Origin of the sequence: Candidatus Thiothrix phosphatis (assembly GCF_035668035.1) — a bacterium.
GTDB classification, from domain to species: domain Bacteria; phylum Pseudomonadota; class Gammaproteobacteria; order Thiotrichales; family Thiotrichaceae; genus Thiothrix; species Thiothrix phosphatis.
The window spans coordinates 50,803-68,979 of record NZ_JAYMYJ010000082.1 but is presented as its reverse complement, the minus strand read 5'-3'; the positions used below and the strand labels follow the sequence as shown (position 1 = coordinate 68,979).

The following is an 18,177-nucleotide window of genomic DNA, read 5'->3' as shown; positions in this document are numbered from 1 at the left end:
GGAAATAGACGGTAAGCAGATTATACCGCTTCCTGCAAGGCTTCCAGGGTCATGGGATAGAGCAGCTCCAGTTCCTCCAGCATATCGCTGACGCCTTCCGCATCATTGTTTTCGCCTTTGTGCTGGAGCTGCTTGCACAATTCGGCCATGTGTTCCGCGCCCAGGCTGACGCAGGAGCCTTTCAGCTTATGGGCGGATTTGCCCATGGCGTGCAGGTCGCCTGCGTCCGCATATTGGCGGATCTCGCTCAATATGGGGGGCGTGCCGTCGCCAAACATGACGACCAGACGGGGCAGGATGACCGCAGGAAGTTGTTGCAAGATTTCAGGCGCTAACAGTTTCATAGGCTTGCTCCGGCGCAGGCTGGTGGGGAGGTGCCTGAAAGCAGCGTTGCAGGGCTGCTTCAACGGCTTCTGGCAGGACAGGTTTGCTGATGTAATCGTTCATCCCTGCATCCAGGCATTCTTGGCGGTCGCCTTCCATCGCGTTGGCAGTCATGGCGATAATGACCGGCTGGCGTTCGGGGGGGAATTCGGCGCGGATGCGGCGGGTGGCTTCCAACCCATCCAGTTCGGGCATCTGCATGTCCATGAAGACGACCTGATAGGGTTGCTTGTGCAGGGCGTCGAGCACTTGCAGGCCGGTTTCCACCACATCCGCCTTGTAAGCCATTTCATCCAGGATGGTGGTGGCGACAATCTGGTTGATTTGGTTGTCTTCCGCCAGCAGGATGGTCAGCGGCAGGCGCTCGCCCAGCTTGAGCAGGGATTTTGCCGGTTTGGCGGGCATCAGGCAGGCTTCACCCAGTACGGTCATCAGGCTGTCAAACAGGCGGCTGCGGGTGATCGGTTTCGTCAGGTAAAGGTTGTAAAGTTCCCGCACGCTTTCCTTGGGATGCCGGTCATTGGGCGGGGCGATCAGGATCAGTTGCAGTTCCTGTTTGCTGTAGCGCTGGCGGATGTGTTTGCCCAGCTCCAGCGGCGCGTCGCCGGGCAGGTTGCTTTCCACCAGGACAATGTCGTAACGCTTGTCGCCGGTAATCCGGCTGATGGCGTCAGTCGCTGTGTAGACGGCCTCCACGGCGGCGCCCCAGCCTTGGCAGAAATCCGTGAGCGCCTGACAATTGGCGGGATTGTTTTCAGCAATCAGGATGCGTTTGCCAACAATGGCGGGAATATTATCTTGGAGGAAAGGTTTGTCCGGGCCTTTCGCCGCGCGGGTCTTGAGGGTGAAGTGGAAACGGCTGCCGACGCCGAGCGTGCTTTCGACCCAGATTTTCCCCTGCATCATTTCAATCAAGTGGCGTGAAATGGCCAAGCCCAGGCCGGTGCCTTCGTGGCGTTGCACCTGTTTGTCATCCGCCCGGCTGAATTGCTCGAAAATGGTTTCAACCCGATCCCCCGGAATGCCAGGGCCGGTATCGTTGATCTGGAATTCCAGCTCCAATCCATTGCTGTCTTGGTTGCGTGGCATGACGAAAATGGTGACTTCGCCCTGGTCGGTAAACTTGATGGCGTTGCCGATCAGGTTGGTCAGCACCTGCCGCAGGCGCACCATGTCGCCTTCGATGAACAGGGGAATGGAGGGGTCGACGGCGTAAGCCAGCTCCAGGTTTTTTTCCAGCGCCTTGGCGTTCAGCAGGTTGAGGATGTCTTCGATGCAGGAGCAGAGGTCGAACGCCTCGCGCTTGAGGTCGAGTTTGCCCGCTTCAATCTTGGAAAAGTCCAGCACATCGTTGATGACGGTTAACAGGTGGTCGCCGCTGAGGCGGATGCTTTCCACGAATTCCGTCTGTTTCTTGCTCATTGGTGTGTTCATCAGCAGACGGGTCATGCCAATCACGCCGTTCATGGGGGTGCGGATTTCGTGGCTCATGGTGGCGAGGAAGCGTGCTTTGGTTTTGACCGCTTCCTCTGCGATTTGCTGGGCGTTGCGGGCGGACTGGAGCAGTTTGCTGAAGCGGCTGGAAAAGAATAAGCGGCTGACCAACAGCAGCAGCATGATGGTTATCATGCCCCAGAGCGCCTGCTGTTTGATCAGCCCCAGCCGGTTTTCCATCTGCTGCGTATTGTCGACAGCATGCTGAATGGATCGCTGGACGTTTTCACTGAAGTTGTAACCCAGATTGTCGTTCAGGCTTTTGACTTCATTCATGGATTGGTGAGCCTGCATGATGTCCGCACGGGCATCAATGGCGGTTTGCCGCCACTGTTCGGGCGGAATTTCCTTCAGTTTTTCAGCAAGTTTGATGATGGCCCCAATACTGTGCCCATAATCGGAGCGTAATTGTGGATTTGCATTGTTAGGCCAGAATTTCAACAGATCATGTTGTTGCTCATCCAACTGCTTGGCTAATGTTTGTGAGATGCGGACAATGTCGGTTGTGTTGTCAGGGGTGAAGGCGGCTTTGAGAAGTTCGCTGTTGAGTTGCTCAAGGGTCAGGTGGTGCTGGCTAACCATTTTTTCCAGCGCCACCTGATGGGTAAACGCATTGTGGGCGTTTTGCAGTAAATCCGTGGATTCCAGTAGGCTTTGGTGAGTCCTGCTGGTCAAGTTGGTCAGGCTGACCCATGTCAATAAGGCGATGAACCCTAGCAGTGCAATCAGCAGTACGCTGTCAACAACTTGCAGCAGTCTTAGTTTATTGAAATTATGGGTATTCATCATGGCTCCGCCACAAGTTCAGCATGTGGTCAAATGGCAGTTTTGCCAATTTCTAATATTGTTGCGAAGCTGATGGGTGTATCAGTGACGGGCCGGTTGACAACCCATTTCGGCAGACTTGTTTTCATAGGATTACACTCCGACGCGCTTATTGTTGTAATAATTTAAGAATCAAGAATATAAAATGAATTGATCGCTTACAAGTCTTTTCCGCTGAGAAAGCAAAAAGCCCTGCAAGTCATTGACAATACAGGGCTTTAGATATGATGGCGGAAAGGAAGGGATTCGAACCCTTGATACGTTGCCGTATACACACTTTCCAGGCGTGCTCCTTCGACCACTCGGACACCTTTCCGCAGAATTTTACACAGGGGCAAAAATCAAGGGCGCAATCGTAGCGCAGGAGCGCAGGCTTGTAAACCTGTAGGCAGACATTTTACAGCGTGCATTGGCTCCAGCGACGTTTGGTCGGTTCCCATTCGACACAGGTGGGAGGATACGCTACGATGGCCGTTGGGGTTTACTATACAAAAATAAGAGTCATGTCATTTATCCAAAAGTTTCGAACATTCATGCTGTGGTGGGGCGAAGGTTTATACAGTGGCCTGCCGAAAGCAGCGCGCAAACTGTTTCGCACCGAATTGCCCCGTCTGGTTCTGCAAATGCTGGATGACAGCTTGGTCAACGCCGTGTGGGTGCAGGATGGCAAGCAACAGGGGCGTGGCCGGTTTGCCTGGCAGGATGGCGGCACCAAGTTTTCCGATCTGGTTCCGGAGCGTTACCGGAGCAAGCAATATCTGTTGGAATTGCAGTTGGGTAAGGCTCAGGTTTTGCATTTGCAGCATTATTTCCCGGAAGCCGTCCGGGAAAACCTGTTGCAGGTGCTGGGCTATCAACTGGATCGGCTGACGCCATTTACAGCGGACAATGCTTGTTTTGATGCGCGGGTGGCGCAGCATGACAAGGCGCGCAAGGAAATCCTGGCGGATATTTATGTGCTTCCCAAGCATGTGGTCGAGCGTTTGAATCATCAGTTGCAGGCGTTGGGTGTGGATGAGGCGCAGGTGATCTCCGTGGACGGCGCTCACCCAGACATCAACCTTGCGGCTTCCCGCGATACGCAACAGGCGCAGGGCTGGTCGAGGGTTCCCTTGTATTTTTTCCTTGGTGTCCTGGCACTTTCCGTGTTAGTCCCGCTGGCTTACAAGTACCGTCGGCTTGACCAGATCGAAACAGCGTTGGCTGATATGCGCAAATCCTCATCCGAACAAATGGCTGTCCGCGACAAGTTGATGGAGGCGGAGGACGCTTTGAGGTTTATCGAGGAAAAGCGCAAGAGTTCGCCGGTTGCGCTGGATGTGGTGGAAAAATTGTCTACAGATATTCCTGAGCATACTTGGTTGGAACGACTGGATATTCAGGGCAATAAACTGGAAATTCGCGGCGAATCCGGTAAGGCGCTGACGCTGATTGATACGCTGGAAGATGCGCCAGAATTTTCCAATGTGCGCTTCAAGTCGCCTGTGACCCGTAACAAGGATAACGGGCGCGACCGTTTCCACATTGAAGCCACGCTGGAGGTTCCCCATGCCCAATAATGCATTATGGCGGCAGCACCAAAAATTGTTGTCGTGGGGGCTGTTGGCGTTGCTGCTGGTTGTGGTGATATTCCTGGCCATTATACCGGCAGTGCAGAAATCGCTGGAGTTGAACGAGCAGATTGAAAATGGCTACCAGCAGTTGGCGAAGCTTCGGCAGATGAATGTGGCGACGCCCGAAATCATGGCCGAGTATCAGCGTGTGCAACAGAATGGCTTGGACAAGCTGTTTTATCCGGCGGGCATGACTTCCGCCCAGGTGGCGAAGGAATTGCAGAAACATTTGGCAACGGTCATTACCCGCGACAATGGCGTGTTGATCAGCTCGGAAGTCGTGGATGAGCAGCAGGATGAAGACAAGCAACAGAATTCCGTTTACCAGCGGGTTATGGTCAAGGCGGTGTTCCAAAGCAGCCCGGAGCTGTTGCGCGAAGTGCTGCATCAGGCTTACCGGGCGCGGCCGTTACTGTTCGTGGAAAGCTTGGATATTAAGCCGCAGGAGGACAACGACGGGGGCAAGCAACAAGTCGTGAAGGCCGAAGTGCAGATTTCAACGTATTGGCGTGGTGGGGAGGTGAAAAATGAGCAGTCTGAAGAGGCTAATTAACCCGCCCATCCAGGCTTTGCTGTGGGGTGGCGGCTTGGCATTGTTGGCGTTGGGGGCCTGGAGCGTCGTTAGCTTGAAAATGTTGGATGCGCGCGGTGGGAAGCAAGCTGACATCAGTGTGCAGATTCCCGACTCCAGCATGCTGGATACACCGGATCTGAACAGTTATCCGCAGATGGTCAGTGCCCCGTTATTTTGGGAAAGCCGCAAAGCGGTCGAGCCTGAAAAAGAGGTGGTGGCGGAAATTGTTGAGCCAGTGGATACAACGTTGCCACAAGGGCGCTTGATCGGCATTATCGATACAGGCGGGAGTTTGTTCGCCATTATGGAAAACGCAGCGGGCGGGAGTGTGCAGTTGCGCCAGGGAGATTCTTGGGGAGCCTGGAAAGTGGCTGGTATTGACCCTGACCGGGTTCTGCTGGAGCTTGGCGACCAACACCAGGATATTCCTTTGGTGGGGGATTTTGCCGCACCAAAGGAAAACCCACAGGTTTCACAGGAGCGCGCCATGCAACAGCAACAGGCAGCCCAGCAGAGAGCGGCGGCGGCTCGGCAAGCGCAACAGCAAGCTGCTGCGCCAGCGGTTCCGCCTTCTCAACAGAATGCGCCAACAGCTCCGCCTGGAAATGCGCCGCAGACTGCCGGTTTGCCATTCCCGGCGGATACCCAAAAGCAACCGCCGCCACTTTCCGTCAAGGATGCGCTGGAGGCCCGGCAGCGTTTGATGGCCTCACGCTGGGGGGCGTTAACGGGTGACCAAAATAATAATCAGCCAGCAACGGGTCAGTAGCTGGCAACGTCATCCGATAAAATGTACTTTTTATTACGTCTATAAACCTTTAGTATGATCAGAAACGGCACAGCTGCGTCAGATGGTTATGCCGAAATAATAATAATAAAATGGGGTTAGCTTTGTGAAATACAGGGGCAGCATTATAGGGCTTGTCAGTGTCGCGGTGCTTATGTCCGCGTGCGCTTCAATCAAAGGCAGTCCAGGTTATCGCAGTAACATCAAAAAAGCAGGTTTCCAGCGCAGCACTGCGATTCGGGAGCTTGACATGGAAACAGCCGGTTTTTCCCGTCCCGCGTTGCATCCCGTAGATGCAGATGCCATTCAGTCTGTCGGTTACCGGGAGAATGCGCCCGCCGCACCCGCATGGGATTCTATGCCAAGCGGAGCCAGCAGCGGCTCCAAAACGAATGGTGATGTGGAATTGATTCTGGGGAACCAGCAATATTACCGTTCGGATGTCAAACAACCTTCCATGGGTAAAAAATCTTCCAGTGATGCTGGTGTTGCTTTAAATTTTGAGCGCGCCAGTATCCGTGAGGTGGTCAAAGTCGTGTTGGGTGATATTCTCAAGCAGACTTATACGGTGGAGCCCGGGGTGGAAGGCGAGGTTACCATCAATTCAACCGACCCGATCCCACGCGACACGCTGATTCCGACACTGGAATCCTTGTTGCAAACTCAAGGGGCGGTGCTTTACAAGGATGACACCGGCAATTACCGGGTGGCTTCCCGCGCCAATCTGAAAGGGCGTGGCTTCATGCCATCAGCCGGATCAATCAAGCCAGGTTATGGTTTGCAGGTAATTACCCTGCGTTATATTCCAGCGGCGGAAATGCAGAAGATTTTGGAGCCGATCGCCAGTCCGGATGCTTTTGTGCGGGTTGACCCGAACCGTAACATGTTGGTGTTGGCGGGAACCAGTTCTGAGCTGGCCAACCTGATGGCGACCATCAAGACCTTTGATGTGGATGTGCTGAAAGGCATGTCAGTCGGCATTTACCGGGTCAAAAACGTGGAAGCGGCGGTGGTGGCGAAAAACCTGGATGCATTGTTTGGCGAAAGCGGCAGCAGCCCAATGGCTGGGATGATCAAGATCATGCCGATTGAGCACATGAACAGCATCATGATCATTTCCGCCAATCCGGATTACCTCAAGGATATGAAGGACTGGGTCGACCGTTTTGACCAAGTCAGCCCGACTGCCGGGCAGCAGCTGTTTGTTTATCATGTGCAGAATGGCGATGCTGAAAACTTGGCGGATATGCTCAACCAGATTTTTGGTGGCAAGAAAAGTGGCACGAAAGGCGCATTGCCGGGTGGGGGTGGGACTTCCAGCCTAGCTCCCGGCCTGGAGGCCGCCACGGTTGGCGGCGGGGATGGCCAGTCCGCAAAGGCGGCTCCGGCCAGGACCATGTTGGGCGACAGCGGTGGCGGGGTTGACATCAACCCTGATGCGGAAGTCCGGATCGTTGCCGACAAGACCAACAATTCCCTGATGGTCATGTCGACGGAAGACACCTACCAGCAGATTCTGGAAGCGCTCAAGCGCCTGGACGTGATGCCCATGCAGGTGCAGGTGGAGGCTTCCATTATGGAGGTCAGCCTGACCGGCGGGCTGGAGTATGGTTTGCAGTGGTATTTCAAAAACAATGCCTTTGGCAAAAATGGCTCAGGAATGTTGGATCTGGATTCAAGTTCCGGTCTGAGCGCCGCTGTCCCTGGATTCTCCTACTCGCTGACTGGAGCCAATGGAGCCATCACCGGGGTGCTGAACGCCTTGGCGCGGGAATCCAAGCTGCGGGTGATTTCTTCCCCATCGGTATTGGTGCTGGATAATCAGACGGCCAATATCAGGGTCGGCAACCAGCAGCCGGTCTTTACAGGCAGCAGCACTACGGATGGCGGTGTTGTGACCCAGAATGTACAATTCAAGGATACTGGTGTCTCATTGCAGGTTACGCCGCATGTGAATTCCAGCGGGTTGGTGAAAATGGATATCCAGCAGGATGTCACCGATGTGGGTGAAATTGACCAAGCAACCGGGCAGCGCAGTTTCCTGCAACGTAATATCAAGAGTAACATTGCGGTTAAAAGTGGCGAGACCATTGTGTTGGGCGGCCTGATCCGCGACAACAGCACAGATGGCAAGTCTGGTTTGCCGGGCCTGAGCAAGGTGCCGGTGGTGGGCAACCTGTTCAGCGGCACCAGCCATAGTGGCGTGCGCACGGAGTTGTTGGTGTTGATTACGCCAACGGCAATCAGCAGTCAGCGGGATCTGGTCAAAACAGGCGAAGAAATGCGTGACCGCATGAGAAGCCTGATGGATGGGGATAAATTCTTCCCGCAACTTAGGGGGCAATATGAAGATAAATAAAACTTTGTGGGTGCTGTTGGCAGGTTCGTTGTTGACGGGCTGTGGTTCGGCGGAGTCTGTTCTGACCGAGTATGCGACTAACCGTTGGAATGCCCTGATTCAGGGGGATTTGGTGCAAGCATATCAATACTACACGGATGCATTTAAAGCGACGACGCCTTTGGATGTATTTAAGCACAAAGTGCATGGCACCGGGCTTTGGAACAAAGCAAAGGTGGATAAGGTTCAATGCGAGGAACCCGGTAAACGCTGCCAGGTTGATGTTGAAGTGACGGTTTCCATGAAAATGCGGGGATTAAGCAAGCCAATGGAAACCAGTGATGTTGTACATGAGACATGGGTCAAGGATGGTTGGTTTTCAGACTGGCGGTATGTAAAAGAGTAAATATCACAATCAAAAATACTGATTAATTGCGTATAATGATCTGGTCGTCTGTGGATATAATTATGTGTCCCGGAACCAGCAGATTCACAATAAAACTTTAAAAGCTCCGTCAACAATATAAAAGATAGAACGAGGAGGCACGCAAGTGTTCAAGAAAAACAAAGTCGCCATCAGTGTCGCAACTGGTATTCTTGGCGCAATGGGGGTCATCACCAGTGCACAAGCCGTGCATGTCAATCCGGATGGCACTGGCCAGGTATTGTTATTTCCCTACTTCAATGCAAATGAGGGCTATGTCACCAATATCAACTTGGTGAATTCCACTGACCAAACCAAAGCTGTCAAGATTCGTTTCCGTGAAGGCAAGAGCAGTAATGACGTGCTGGACTTCAATATCTACATGTCTCCTCAAGATACTTGGACGGGCAGCGTCAAAGCCGGTGATGACGGTGAAGGCAATATTGTCGGTATGTTGAGCACTAACGACCGCACTTGCACCCTGCCTGCTTTGGCGTCCTGTGAAGACGGGAAGTGTTTGGCGGAGCAAGCCTTTACTGGACAGAATGTTTACAAGGGCGTTACAGCGGAAGATACCCGCGAAGGTTATGTCGAAGTCGTCGAAATGGGTGTGGTGACTGACCCGACAGTAAAAGCTGGTGTGTTGCATAAAAATGGCAAACCTGCCAACTGTACGGCAGTCGAAGATGCATGGCGAACCGCCTCACAGGGCGGCAAGGGCACCTTCACCCAAGGCGTTGGCTCGGCGGCTGCCGGTATGGGTGCGCCAACCGGTGGCTTGTTTGGCTCTTCTGCAATCCTGAATGTGGCCAAGGGCGCAGCGTTTGCGGTTGATCCGGTCGCCCTCGACAACTACAGCACCCAAGCCCAGCATTGGCTGTCTGACGATCCTGATTACTTCCTGTTGCCTTCACTGGCGTCTGGTAACGTTTCAACCAGTGAAGTCATGACCAGGAATGCCGCCGGTGAAAGCGAACTGGTTGTCACGGATTGGAATGCGGCCAGCGATGCGTGCCTGGATCTGGATGACCCATTGATTCCAGCTTGCGGCACCAACCCTTATCCGGTCGCGCATGTGCTGTTGGCTCCCAGTCTGATGAACGAATACTTCCTCGACCCAACCGATGGTTATGATGGCCATACGGACTGGGTTGTCACATTCCCAATGAAAAAGCATGGTATCAATATGGCTACAACCGATGTCGCCGCCAGCTTCGAAAACGGTATCTATGACCGTGAGGAAGGTCAGGCAGGCGTAAAAACTACCAGTGGTTTTGGTTTCTCACCCGTTCTGCCGGGTAAAAAGGCTGACTCCAGTATCCTTGGCCGCGAGGTGAACGTCATTAGCTTCAAGTCCACCGACCCATCCTATGACGCCAGCTATAGCGTGTTGTCCAGCAACGCCAAACAGAGCATCAGTGTTGGTGCCTTTGTCAGCGGTTGGGCACGCCTGTCATTCCCTGGTTATAGCCTTGGTGGTGGCTTCAAGTCTGCAAGCGCGTATAGCCCGCACCCAGGCTCCTATTCCGCCAGCAGCAACCTGTACAAAGGTGTCCCGGCAGTGGGCGCTGCTTTCCTGGATGGCAATGTGAGCCAAAACCCGAACGCACGCTTTGGGGATGCGTTGCCGCATAAAATCCAGCGCGATTAAGGTCGCATAGTGTTTTTCTCCTGAAATGCGTTGACTTGGTTGAGACGTATAGGGGGAACCCGGTGGCGGGAAAGACTGCTCCCGCCACTTTTTGATTCAAGGCTTGCTATCAGAATACTGTCTATGCTGCGTAAAATCTTTTCCGCGCTGCTCTGCGCTATCGCTGTATCGGCCATGGCTGCCGATAAACCGGCTGACCCTTCCATTTCTTCAGCGGAAACATCTTTCATCCGTGATGCTCTGGTCAAAAAAGGCCAGCAGTTGGGTTTGGACAAAAGCCCTGAGCTGGAACAGCGTATCGCCGAGTTCCGTCAGGAACAACTGGCCGAGCTGGCATTGGACGCCGCCCGTAATGAAGGCATGCCCGATTTCAGCGCCCGTGCGGAAGAGATCTATCAGGCTCGCAAAGACACGCAATACCACTTGCCGCTACGCCTGCGGGTATGGGCGTTAGAGTTGCGCCTGCCCGCAGGCAAGGAAGCGGCAATCCGTGACAAACTCAACGCTATCCGCACTGAGGTGGCTGCTGGCAAAACCACTTTTGAAGCGGCGGTCAAGGCGAACAGTGAAGCTTCCGACCTGTCGCTGACCAAGGGCGACACCCAGTGGTTCCATAAGGGGCAGAAGCCCGATGTGTTTTTTGACGCCGCTGCGCAATTGTCCGCTGACAAGCCGTTGAGTGAGGTGGTTGTCCATCGGGACACTGCCTACCTGCTGTATTTCATTGGCCGTAAGGAGTCTGAAACCCTCGCCTTTGACACGGTTAAATCAGATATCCTCAATGAGTTGCAGGATGAATACCGGGCTGACCATGAGCAGATGCTGCTGGATTCCCTGCACGAACAATTTAAGCACGAATCAGCCGACAAACCGGCGCTTTCCCGGAATGATGCAATGTGAATGCTGCGAACCTGACACTGGTTTGGCGATTGCTGAGGCAGGATTTGCGTGAACGCTACGTCGGCGCAGCCCTGGGCGTTTTCTGGTTGCTGGCGCAGCCTCTGTTCATGCTGCTGGTATATGCGCTGGTGTTCGGTGAAATCCTGCAATTCCGTCTCGGCGTGGCGGAGGATTCCGGGCAGTTCGCTGTCTGGCTGTTTGCTGGGTTGAGCATGTTCAATGCGTTGGCGGAAGTGTTGCTACGGGCACCTGTTATCCTCTGCGAACGGCGTGAGCTGCTGCTGAATACCCCTTTGCCTGCGGCGCTGCTGCCATTGTTGCCGGTAGGTTCTTCCCTGGTGTTGGAATTGCTGTCCGTGGGGCTGCTGTTGCTCTGGCTGTGCATCCAGGGTTTGTGCCACTGGCAGGCAATTGTCTTTTACCCCCCATTCCTGATGCTGCGGGTGGCGTTTTCGCTGGCGTTCGCCTATGCGCTGGCGGTGCTCGGCGTGTTCCTGCGGGATCTGCGGCAGATGATGCAGCCGTTATTGACTGTCCTGTTATTGGCTTCCCCGATTGTTTATCCGTTGAGCGCCGCGCCGGAACGTTTCCACGCCTGGTTTGCCTGGAATCCGCTGGCGCAACTGGCGCAAGGTTATCGGGCTGTGCTGTTGGACGGCGCATTCCCGTGGGAATCCTTCACCGGGCTGGCGGCGCTGGCGGGCGTTTTGCTGGCGGGCGCGCTGTGGCTGTTTCAGCATCTGGTGACACGGGCGAGGTACGTATTGTGAACGCTGGCGGCAGCATTCGCCTGCAAGACGCGGGGGTGGTTTACCGGCGCTACGCGCATCCGCGCGACGCTTTGTTGGAGTGGTTGTGGCGGCGGCCCCGCCACCAGCCGTTCCACGCCTTGCAGGGGTTGACGTTGGCGGTGCAGCCTGGCGATTCCTTGGGGGTGGTGGGTGACAATGGCGCAGGCAAAAGCACCTTGCTGAAAATGCTGGCGGGCAATCTGCCGCCTTCCGAGGGAATCTGCGAAGTGCGCGGACGCCGTTCCGCCTTGTTGGAGCTGGGTGTTGGCTTGCAGCCAGAATTCAGTGGTGAGGAAAATGCCCGCACAGGATTGGCGTTGCGCGGTTTCACGCATGCCGAAATTGAACGCAAATTGCCGGACGTTCTGGCGTTTGCCGAACTGGGCGAGTTCGCCGCCCAGCCAGTGAAAACCTGGTCAAGCGGCATGATTGTGCGGCTGGTGTTTGCCATTGCCGCCGTGGTTGAGCCGCAAGTGTTGGTTGTGGATGAGGCGTTGTCGGTCGGCGACCAGTATTTCCAGAAAAAGTCCCTGGATCGGATGCGGGCAATCCTCGGCAATGGCGCAACGCTGGTGTTCTGTTCCCACAACCTGTTCCAGGTGCGGGAAATGTGCCGCCGGGCCGTGTGGCTGGAGCGGGGCAGGGTGCGGATGCTGGGGGATGCGCAAGCCGTGGTGGATGCGTATCAGAGCGATGTGCGGGGCAGGAATGAACAGCCTACCCCTGTGGCAAAGCGCCTGGAACGGGTTGCAATGTCGACTTCCCCGGTTATTCTGGATGTGGTGCTGGAACGTGACAGCCTACAGACACACGGGCGGTTTGCCGTGCAGGTGCAGGCCAGCCAGGGAGGCCAGGGCGTCGAGGATGTCCATGTCGGCATTGTTATCCGCCGTAATGACGGCATCCAGTGTTACGGCATCAGCACCCTGCATGATGGCGCGCAGATGCAGCCAGCAAGCGACGGTGTGCTGGCGGTGGAGTTTGTCATTGACAGCTTGCCGTTGCTGTCTGGTGAATATTGTCTGGAAGTCTGGTTGATAGACGCCAGTGGCGTGCATGTCTACGACTCCCGTGAACGTTGCTGCCATTTCCGGGTGCAACAGGCCGGGCAGCAACAGGGCATTGGTCTGGTATGGTTGCCGCATCGCTGGCGGGCACCTGCGGGACGCCCCGCAGGGGAGGTTTTGGAACATGCGTTGGCGTCCTGAAGAATTTTCTGTCCGTTACAACCTGCTGTTTCCTCTCTATGCTCATTTGCCGCCGGGGTTGGGGTACCGTTTGGCCGGACACCAAGCCGGTTTTTTCCGTCAGAAGCGGGCGGAAGAGGAAGCGTGCATCCGCGACCAAATGTTGGGCGCGTTTCCTTCAGCCAGCGGGCAACAGCTTGGTGCTTGGCTGGACGACTACTACCGGATGGTGGAGCAGGAAGCTTTGGACGCTTGGTATCTGCAACGCCAGCCGATCGGCGCTATTGTGGAATTGCAGGGGTTTGCCGCCGTGGAACAAGCGCGCAGGCAGGGCAGGCGGGTGTTGCTGACCGGCGGGCATTTCGGGCGTTACTGGATGGCGGGGCCAGCCATGCGCGCCTTGGGGCATACAACCGGCACCATTACCCGCGATGGCGGCGATGAAAATATCCATGGCTTGCATCCGGCGGAATACCGTTACCGCCTATTCAAGCTGCAATGCTTGCGGCAGGCGTTGGGCGGGCCATTTCTGGTGGAAGGGGATGATTTGCGGCCTCTCTACAAAGCGTTAAATAATCACTTAATTGCATTGATTTTTGATGTTCCATACGTAGAAGCGCATAAAGGGGTGGTGACAGTAAAATTTATAAGCGGTACTATTGATCTGCCTGCCGGTATTTATCGAATTGCAAAAAAAACCAAGGCAGTGATCGCGCCGTTCTTTATGCGTGATTTAGGGAATGGTCGAGTCAGGGCGGAGTTTTCTGCATTGCTTGACCCGTTTGACTACGACGAAACGGCATTGATGGGGTTGCTCGCCGGCCAATTGGAACAGCGGATACGGGAAAGCCCCGGTCACTGGTGGCTATGGCCTGCGCTCCCCTTGCTACGGAGCAGTAATAACAATGAGCCAGGTAGAAAAAACTTCGCATCTGGACGAGAACCACTCGCACAGCCAGATTATTAAACGGATTCCACGCTACGCCCAAGTATTGGAGTTGGGGTGCGGCGACGGCAGCATGTCGCGCTTGATGAGGGAGCAGTGCGATGCGCATATCATCGGCATTGACCAGAACCCAGACATTGTCTGGCAAGCGCAACGTTATTGCGACTATGTCTTTACGGAAGATCTGGATGATCCGCACAGCCTGGATGCGCTGGAAGGCGAAAAGTTCGATGTGATCACACTGGTGGATGTGCTTGAACATCTGCAATATCCGGAAGACTTGCTGATGCGGCTCAAGCCGTTGCTGCTGGATGAAGGCCAGATTCTGCTGTCCATCCCGAACGTTGCCCATGCTTCCATGCGGTTGGAGCTGCTTAACGGCCATTTCGACTATGAAAAGGCTGGCATTCTGGACACAACCCACCTGAAATTTTTCACTTTGGACAGCATCCAGGGTTTACTGGCGGACATAGGCTACACGGCCCATGAGGTTGATTACACCTGGCATGACCTGCCGGATGAGGTGATTGCCCAATACCTGCAATCGGCAGGGCTCGAACCCTCCCCGCAAGCGCTGGCGAAATTCCACGAACCGGAGGCGATCGCCTACCAGTTCATTATTGCCGCCCGTGCCGAGGTGGAAGAGATCCCAACGCATACGGAATCCGGCTCCCATTCGCTCAAGCCCATCGACGCTTCCTGGCAAACTTGGGGCAGGATGCATACGGAACTGGCGTTGGCGCATGCGGAACTGGAACGTGTTTATGCGACCCGTAGCTGGCGGATGCTGCGGCGTGGGGCGACGGCTTGGCGTAGCATTCAGTCCCGATTCACGCTGGACTGATACACTGACAAGCGGTTAAACCTTAATAATAATAACAGCTTGGGGTATTTGATAATGAAGCGGCGGCACGCCTATAGCAAAGTCAGTGTGGTTCTGCCGGTCTACAATCACGCACGTTGGGTAAAGCAGGCGATTGATTCGGTGCTCGCCCAATCTTTCCCGGCGTTTGAATGCATCATTATTGACGACGCTTCCCAGGATGCTTCCTGGGAGGTGATCCAATCCACCTGCCAAACCGCGCCGGAAATGCGCTGGCACTGCTTGCGCCATGGTGCCAATCTGGGCGCGCCCGCCAGCATCAACCAGGGGCTGCAACTGGCGCAAGGCGATTATATCGCCATCCTCAATTCTGACGATGTCTGGGATGCGGAACGGCTGCAACGGCTGGTGACGCTGGCGGAAACACAGGGGCTGGATTTCATCAGCACCGATGTGGCGGTGTTGGATGCTGACTCCAATCCCAAAGAGCAGGATGAGCCGCATTGGGTCGCTTGGTTTGAGGGGCTTAAACAGGATTATGCCGACCGGCAGGATTTTTGGGCGACGTTATTGCGCGGCAATTGCCTGATCACCACATCCAACTTCTTTTTTCACCGGCGCGTGTATGAGCGGGTAGGGCAGTTTGCCGAGTTGCGCTATGTGCATGACTATGACTATGCCCTGCGGACGTTGCTGGCGGGTTGCCGCATGGCGTTCCTGGCCGGTGAAAAGCTGTTGGGATACCGCTTGCATGGCGCCAACACCATCCGCGAAAAGCCGCTGGCGGCGATTGAGGAAAACATGCAATTGCTGCTGGGCTGGTTGCCCGCCTTGTCGCCGGTGTTGGATGAACAGCGCCTATTTGGGCTGGAAAGGCAGTTGAAGGATTTATACCGCTATACCCGTGAAGAATGGCTGACGGCTGTGCATGGGCATTTGCAGGCAAGGGAACGGGAATTGCTGCCCTTGATTGCCGACCGTGAACGCTGGATCACCGAACGTGACCATTGGATAGCCGAACGCGACCAGATCATCGCCGGTCAGCAAGGGCTTCTGGCGCAACAGCAGCAATGGCTGGCAGACCGCGACCAGTGGATAACCGACCGCGATGGCTGGCTAGCGGAGCGTGATGGGGTAATCCGTTTGCAAACGGAACAATTGGAACAGCATGCGCGTTGGGTGGCAGATCGTGACCAGTGGATATCCGACCGTGATGGCTGGTTGGCGGAGCGTGATGCGCTGATCCGGCAGCTACAGCAGCAGCGGCAGGAACTGCTGGACAGCCGTGCGTTCCGGTTTGGGCAAGCGTTGTTGAATCCGCTGCGTTGGTGTCGGCAACGCTTTATGGAGGTGAGCCATGCCTGAAAAGTTGGTTATGCGGGACTGGCTCAGTATCCGGGAATGGCTGGAGCCGCGCCTGCCCAATATCCGTTATGTTTCGGTGGACATTTTCGACACTATCCTGGGCCGCTACGTCGGCGACCCACAGGAAGTCCAACTGGCGGTTTGCCGTGCTGTCGCCGAGCGCACCGGCATTGCAGCGGAAGAAGTTTGGCTGGCCCGCCAACAAGCCGAGCAGGCGTTACGGGCGGAGGCTGTACAGGCGGGCGCCGATCATGAATGCAGTTACAGCAAGTTGTTGCCCCGTTGGATCAAAACGATGGGTGCTGGCGCCATCCCGGAACTGGCGGCATTCATCCGCCAAACCGAACTGGATCTGGAGACGGCGACCTTGTATGTCAAACCAGATGCACAGGTGTTCCTGGATTGGGTGCAGGAACAAAAGATTGAGATCATCGCCATGTCAGACATGTACCTGGATGGCGATTTGATCCGTGAATTGTTGCGCCGCAAAGGGATCGTCAGTTACTTCACCTTCATCTACGTGTCGGCGGATTTCGGGATGGGGAAATACAGTGGCCGCTTGTTCCGGCAAATGCTGAAGGTGAAAGGGGTGGACGCCAGTCAGGTGGCGCATATTGGCGACAATCCGGTGTCCGACCGGCGGATGGCCTGCCGGGAAGGCATCCAGGGTGTCTGGTTGTACGAAAAGGCGGATTTGCGGCGGCGTGAACGGCAGGCGTTGTCCGCCCGCATGGCGCAACGCGGCGGCATCTGGCAGGGGCGCTATTTTTTCGAATGCGTGCAAGTCCGCAGCCAGCAGCAGGATGGCCTGAAACCACGCCATTTTTTCTTCCGCTATGGGCGCGATGTGCTGGGGCCAGCCTTCAGCGTGTTCATGCAGGGCTTGCAGGAACGGCTGCAACAGCAGGCGGCGGCCAAGCAGCCGGTGGAAAAGCTGCTGTTCGTGGCGCGTGACGGCTTTTTGTTCGAGCGCATGTATCAGGCGGCGGGCGGGCGGATTCCCTCGGCGTATGTCTACCTGTCCCGGCGGGTGATCACGGCGGCCTCGACAGCGGATGGGCTTACCCGGGAGCAAGCGCGGGTGGCGTTCTATAACCCGAAGCAACGCGGCCTGGAGTCGGTGTGCAAGGTGTATGGCCTTCCGGCTGAAGAGCTGCGGCCACTGGCCAGCGAGTATGGCTTCCAAGATTTCGCCGAACCCATCCATGACTGGGAGGATGTCCGGCTGCATAATTTCCTGCAAGACCAGCAGGTGCAGGCCATTATCCGGCGCGTTGGGCAACAGCACAAAAGTTTGTTGCAGCGTTACCTGGAGCAGGTGGGTTTTTTCAGCCATCAGCGGGTTGCGTTGGTGGATATTGGTTGGAATGGGACTGTACAGAAGTTCCTCAAGCAGGCGTTCGGGCAGCGGCAGGATTTTCCCGTCTTGCATGGTTATTATTTCGCCTTTGTGCCGAAGATGTACGCTGATTTTGGCGACAACAATATTTGCGAAGGCATTGTGCACGACGCGCGCCGGGGCAATGCCTGCGAGCGCATTCCGGCGGAATTCGAGGAGATGTTCGAACAGGGCGCGCGCTCCCAGGAAGCCACCACCGTCGGCTACCGCGAACGCAACGGCGTCATTGAGCCGGTATTGAAGGCGGACACTGCGCCCGACCGGCAGGCGGAGCTGGCCTGCAATATCCTGGTCACGCAAATGCAGCAGGGGATCTTGCATCACTGGGAACATTTTCGTGTGGTGCAAAGGCTGACCGGCTATGACAGCCGCCAAGTGTTGCCCTATGTTTACGGCCTGCTGGAGCGTGCGGTGGTTTACCCGACCCGGGAGGAAGCCCGTGAGCTGACCAAACTGGCGCATACCGAAGATTTTGGGCATGACCATGTGCTGGAGCTGGGCAACCGTGCCTTGCGGTGGCGTGACCTGTTGCATCCGCGCCAACTGATGCGGCGGTTGGAATTGAGCGCTTGGCGCTATGCGCTGTTCGATCGGATGCCTGCCGGGATCGCCAATTTTGCTTTCCGGATGGTGTATTTGCATACGGTGAAAAAATGATGATGACAACAGGAGGGGG

The 18,177-nt window shown here is 55.6% G+C and carries 15 protein-coding genes and 1 tRNA gene; 13 read left to right on the top strand and 3 right to left on the bottom strand.

Features of this window, described 5'->3' with window-relative positions:
* Nucleotides 1-20 precede the first annotated feature (20 nt).
* The 3 genes from VSS37_RS08445 to VSS37_RS08435 form a co-directional block, all read right to left on the bottom strand.
* The gene (locus VSS37_RS08445; protein WP_324694393.1) at nucleotides 21-344 is read right to left on the bottom strand and encodes an Hpt domain-containing protein; all 324 of its coding nucleotides are present in this window, start codon (nucleotides 342-344) and stop codon (nucleotides 21-23) included.
* Entirely contained in the window at nucleotides 325-2,667 is a 2,343-nt protein-coding gene (locus tag VSS37_RS08440; protein WP_324694392.1) for a hybrid sensor histidine kinase/response regulator, read from the bottom strand. Before VSS37_RS08440 ends, VSS37_RS08445 begins: the two co-directional genes overlap by 20 nt.
* A gap of 264 nt (nucleotides 2,668-2,931) precedes the next feature.
* Nucleotides 2,932-3,019 (bottom strand) — tRNA-Ser (locus VSS37_RS08435).
* Nucleotides 3,020-3,206: 187 nt separating this feature from the next.
* On the opposite strand from VSS37_RS08435, the gene VSS37_RS08430 reads away from it, so the two are divergent.
* The 13 genes from VSS37_RS08430 to VSS37_RS08370 all read left to right on the top strand — a co-directional run bounded on the left by VSS37_RS08430 (nucleotide 3,207) and on the right by VSS37_RS08370 (nucleotide 18,158).
* Nucleotides 3,207-4,262: a PilN domain-containing protein gene (locus tag VSS37_RS08430; protein WP_324694391.1), complete on the top strand. Its 1,056-nt coding sequence runs from the start codon at nucleotides 3,207-3,209 to the stop codon at nucleotides 4,260-4,262.
* Entirely contained in the window at nucleotides 4,252-4,869 is a 618-nt protein-coding gene (gene gspM, locus VSS37_RS08425) for a type II secretion system protein GspM (RefSeq protein WP_324694390.1), read from the top strand. Before VSS37_RS08430 ends, gspM begins: the two co-directional genes overlap by 11 nt.
* On the top strand, nucleotides 4,844-5,659 hold the full coding sequence (locus VSS37_RS08420; RefSeq protein ID WP_324694389.1) for a hypothetical protein: 816 nt from the start codon (nucleotides 4,844-4,846) through the stop codon (nucleotides 5,657-5,659). Before gspM ends, VSS37_RS08420 begins: the two co-directional genes overlap by 26 nt.
* Before the next feature lie 268 nt (nucleotides 5,660-5,927).
* The gene (gene gspD / locus VSS37_RS08415; protein ID WP_324694388.1) at nucleotides 5,928-8,036 is read left to right on the top strand and encodes a type II secretion system secretin GspD; all 2,109 of its coding nucleotides are present in this window, start codon (nucleotides 5,928-5,930) and stop codon (nucleotides 8,034-8,036) included.
* Entirely contained in the window at nucleotides 8,023-8,421 is a 399-nt protein-coding gene (locus VSS37_RS08410; RefSeq protein ID WP_324694387.1) for a hypothetical protein, read from the top strand. Before gspD ends, VSS37_RS08410 begins: the two co-directional genes overlap by 14 nt.
* 145 nt (nucleotides 8,422-8,566) lie before the next feature.
* Entirely contained in the window at nucleotides 8,567-10,090 is a 1,524-nt protein-coding gene (locus VSS37_RS08405) for a hypothetical protein (RefSeq protein WP_324694386.1), read from the top strand.
* A gap of 123 nt (nucleotides 10,091-10,213) precedes the next feature.
* Nucleotides 10,214-10,990 carry a peptidylprolyl isomerase gene (locus VSS37_RS08400; RefSeq protein WP_324694385.1) on the top strand — a complete coding sequence of 259 codons (777 nt, stop codon included), beginning with the start codon at nucleotides 10,214-10,216 and terminating at the stop codon, nucleotides 10,988-10,990.
* Nucleotides 10,987-11,760, top strand: a complete 774-nt coding sequence (locus VSS37_RS08395) for an ABC transporter permease (RefSeq protein WP_324694384.1) — start codon at nucleotides 10,987-10,989, stop codon at nucleotides 11,758-11,760. Before VSS37_RS08400 ends, VSS37_RS08395 begins: the two co-directional genes overlap by 4 nt.
* Nucleotides 11,658-12,989 carry an ABC transporter ATP-binding protein gene (locus VSS37_RS08390; RefSeq protein ID WP_324694383.1) on the top strand — a complete coding sequence of 444 codons (1,332 nt, stop codon included), beginning with the start codon at nucleotides 11,658-11,660 and terminating at the stop codon, nucleotides 12,987-12,989. The genes VSS37_RS08395 and VSS37_RS08390 overlap by 103 nt, the downstream gene beginning before the upstream one ends.
* On the top strand, nucleotides 12,973-13,935 hold the full coding sequence (locus VSS37_RS08385) for a lysophospholipid acyltransferase family protein (protein ID WP_324694382.1): 963 nt from the start codon (nucleotides 12,973-12,975) through the stop codon (nucleotides 13,933-13,935). The genes VSS37_RS08390 and VSS37_RS08385 overlap by 17 nt, the downstream gene beginning before the upstream one ends.
* The gene (locus VSS37_RS08380) at nucleotides 13,874-14,758 is read left to right on the top strand and encodes a class I SAM-dependent methyltransferase (RefSeq protein ID WP_324694381.1); all 885 of its coding nucleotides are present in this window, start codon (nucleotides 13,874-13,876) and stop codon (nucleotides 14,756-14,758) included. Before VSS37_RS08385 ends, VSS37_RS08380 begins: the two co-directional genes overlap by 62 nt.
* 54 nt (nucleotides 14,759-14,812) lie before the next feature.
* Nucleotides 14,813-16,102, top strand: coding sequence for a glycosyltransferase family 2 protein (locus tag VSS37_RS08375; protein WP_324694380.1), 1,290 nt, complete (start codon nucleotides 14,813-14,815; stop codon nucleotides 16,100-16,102).
* Complete coding sequence (locus VSS37_RS08370) at nucleotides 16,095-18,158, top strand: HAD family hydrolase (protein ID WP_324694379.1); 2,064 nt, start codon at nucleotides 16,095-16,097, stop codon at nucleotides 18,156-18,158. Before VSS37_RS08375 ends, VSS37_RS08370 begins: the two co-directional genes overlap by 8 nt.
* The last annotated feature ends 19 nt before the right edge of the window (nucleotides 18,159-18,177 follow it).

What these genes read in the sequence shown, in the direction of transcription:
- VSS37_RS08445 (WP_324694393.1), bottom strand. Translation starts at nt 344, where the DNA reads ATGAAACTGTTAGCGCCTGAAATCTTGCAACAACTTCCTGCGGTCATC.
- VSS37_RS08440 (WP_324694392.1), bottom strand. Translation starts at nt 2,667, where the DNA reads ATGATGAATACCCATAATTTCAATAAACTAAGACTGCTGCAAGTTGTT.
- VSS37_RS08430 (WP_324694391.1), top strand. Translation starts at nt 3,207, where the DNA reads ATGTCATTTATCCAAAAGTTTCGAACATTCATGCTGTGGTGGGGCGAA.
- gspM (WP_324694390.1), top strand. Translation starts at nt 4,252, where the DNA reads ATGCCCAATAATGCATTATGGCGGCAGCACCAAAAATTGTTGTCGTGG.
- VSS37_RS08420 (WP_324694389.1), top strand. Translation starts at nt 4,844, where the DNA reads ATGAGCAGTCTGAAGAGGCTAATTAACCCGCCCATCCAGGCTTTGCTG.
- gspD (WP_324694388.1), top strand. Translation starts at nt 5,928, where the DNA reads ATGGAAACAGCCGGTTTTTCCCGTCCCGCGTTGCATCCCGTAGATGCA.
- VSS37_RS08410 (WP_324694387.1), top strand. Translation starts at nt 8,023, where the DNA reads ATGAAGATAAATAAAACTTTGTGGGTGCTGTTGGCAGGTTCGTTGTTG.
- VSS37_RS08400 (WP_324694385.1), top strand. Translation starts at nt 10,214, where the DNA reads ATGCTGCGTAAAATCTTTTCCGCGCTGCTCTGCGCTATCGCTGTATCG.
- VSS37_RS08385 (WP_324694382.1), top strand. Translation starts at nt 12,973, where the DNA reads ATGCGTTGGCGTCCTGAAGAATTTTCTGTCCGTTACAACCTGCTGTTT.
- VSS37_RS08380 (WP_324694381.1), top strand. Translation starts at nt 13,874, where the DNA reads ATGAGCCAGGTAGAAAAAACTTCGCATCTGGACGAGAACCACTCGCAC.
- VSS37_RS08375 (WP_324694380.1), top strand. Translation starts at nt 14,813, where the DNA reads ATGAAGCGGCGGCACGCCTATAGCAAAGTCAGTGTGGTTCTGCCGGTC.
- VSS37_RS08370 (WP_324694379.1), top strand. Translation starts at nt 16,095, where the DNA reads ATGCCTGAAAAGTTGGTTATGCGGGACTGGCTCAGTATCCGGGAATGG.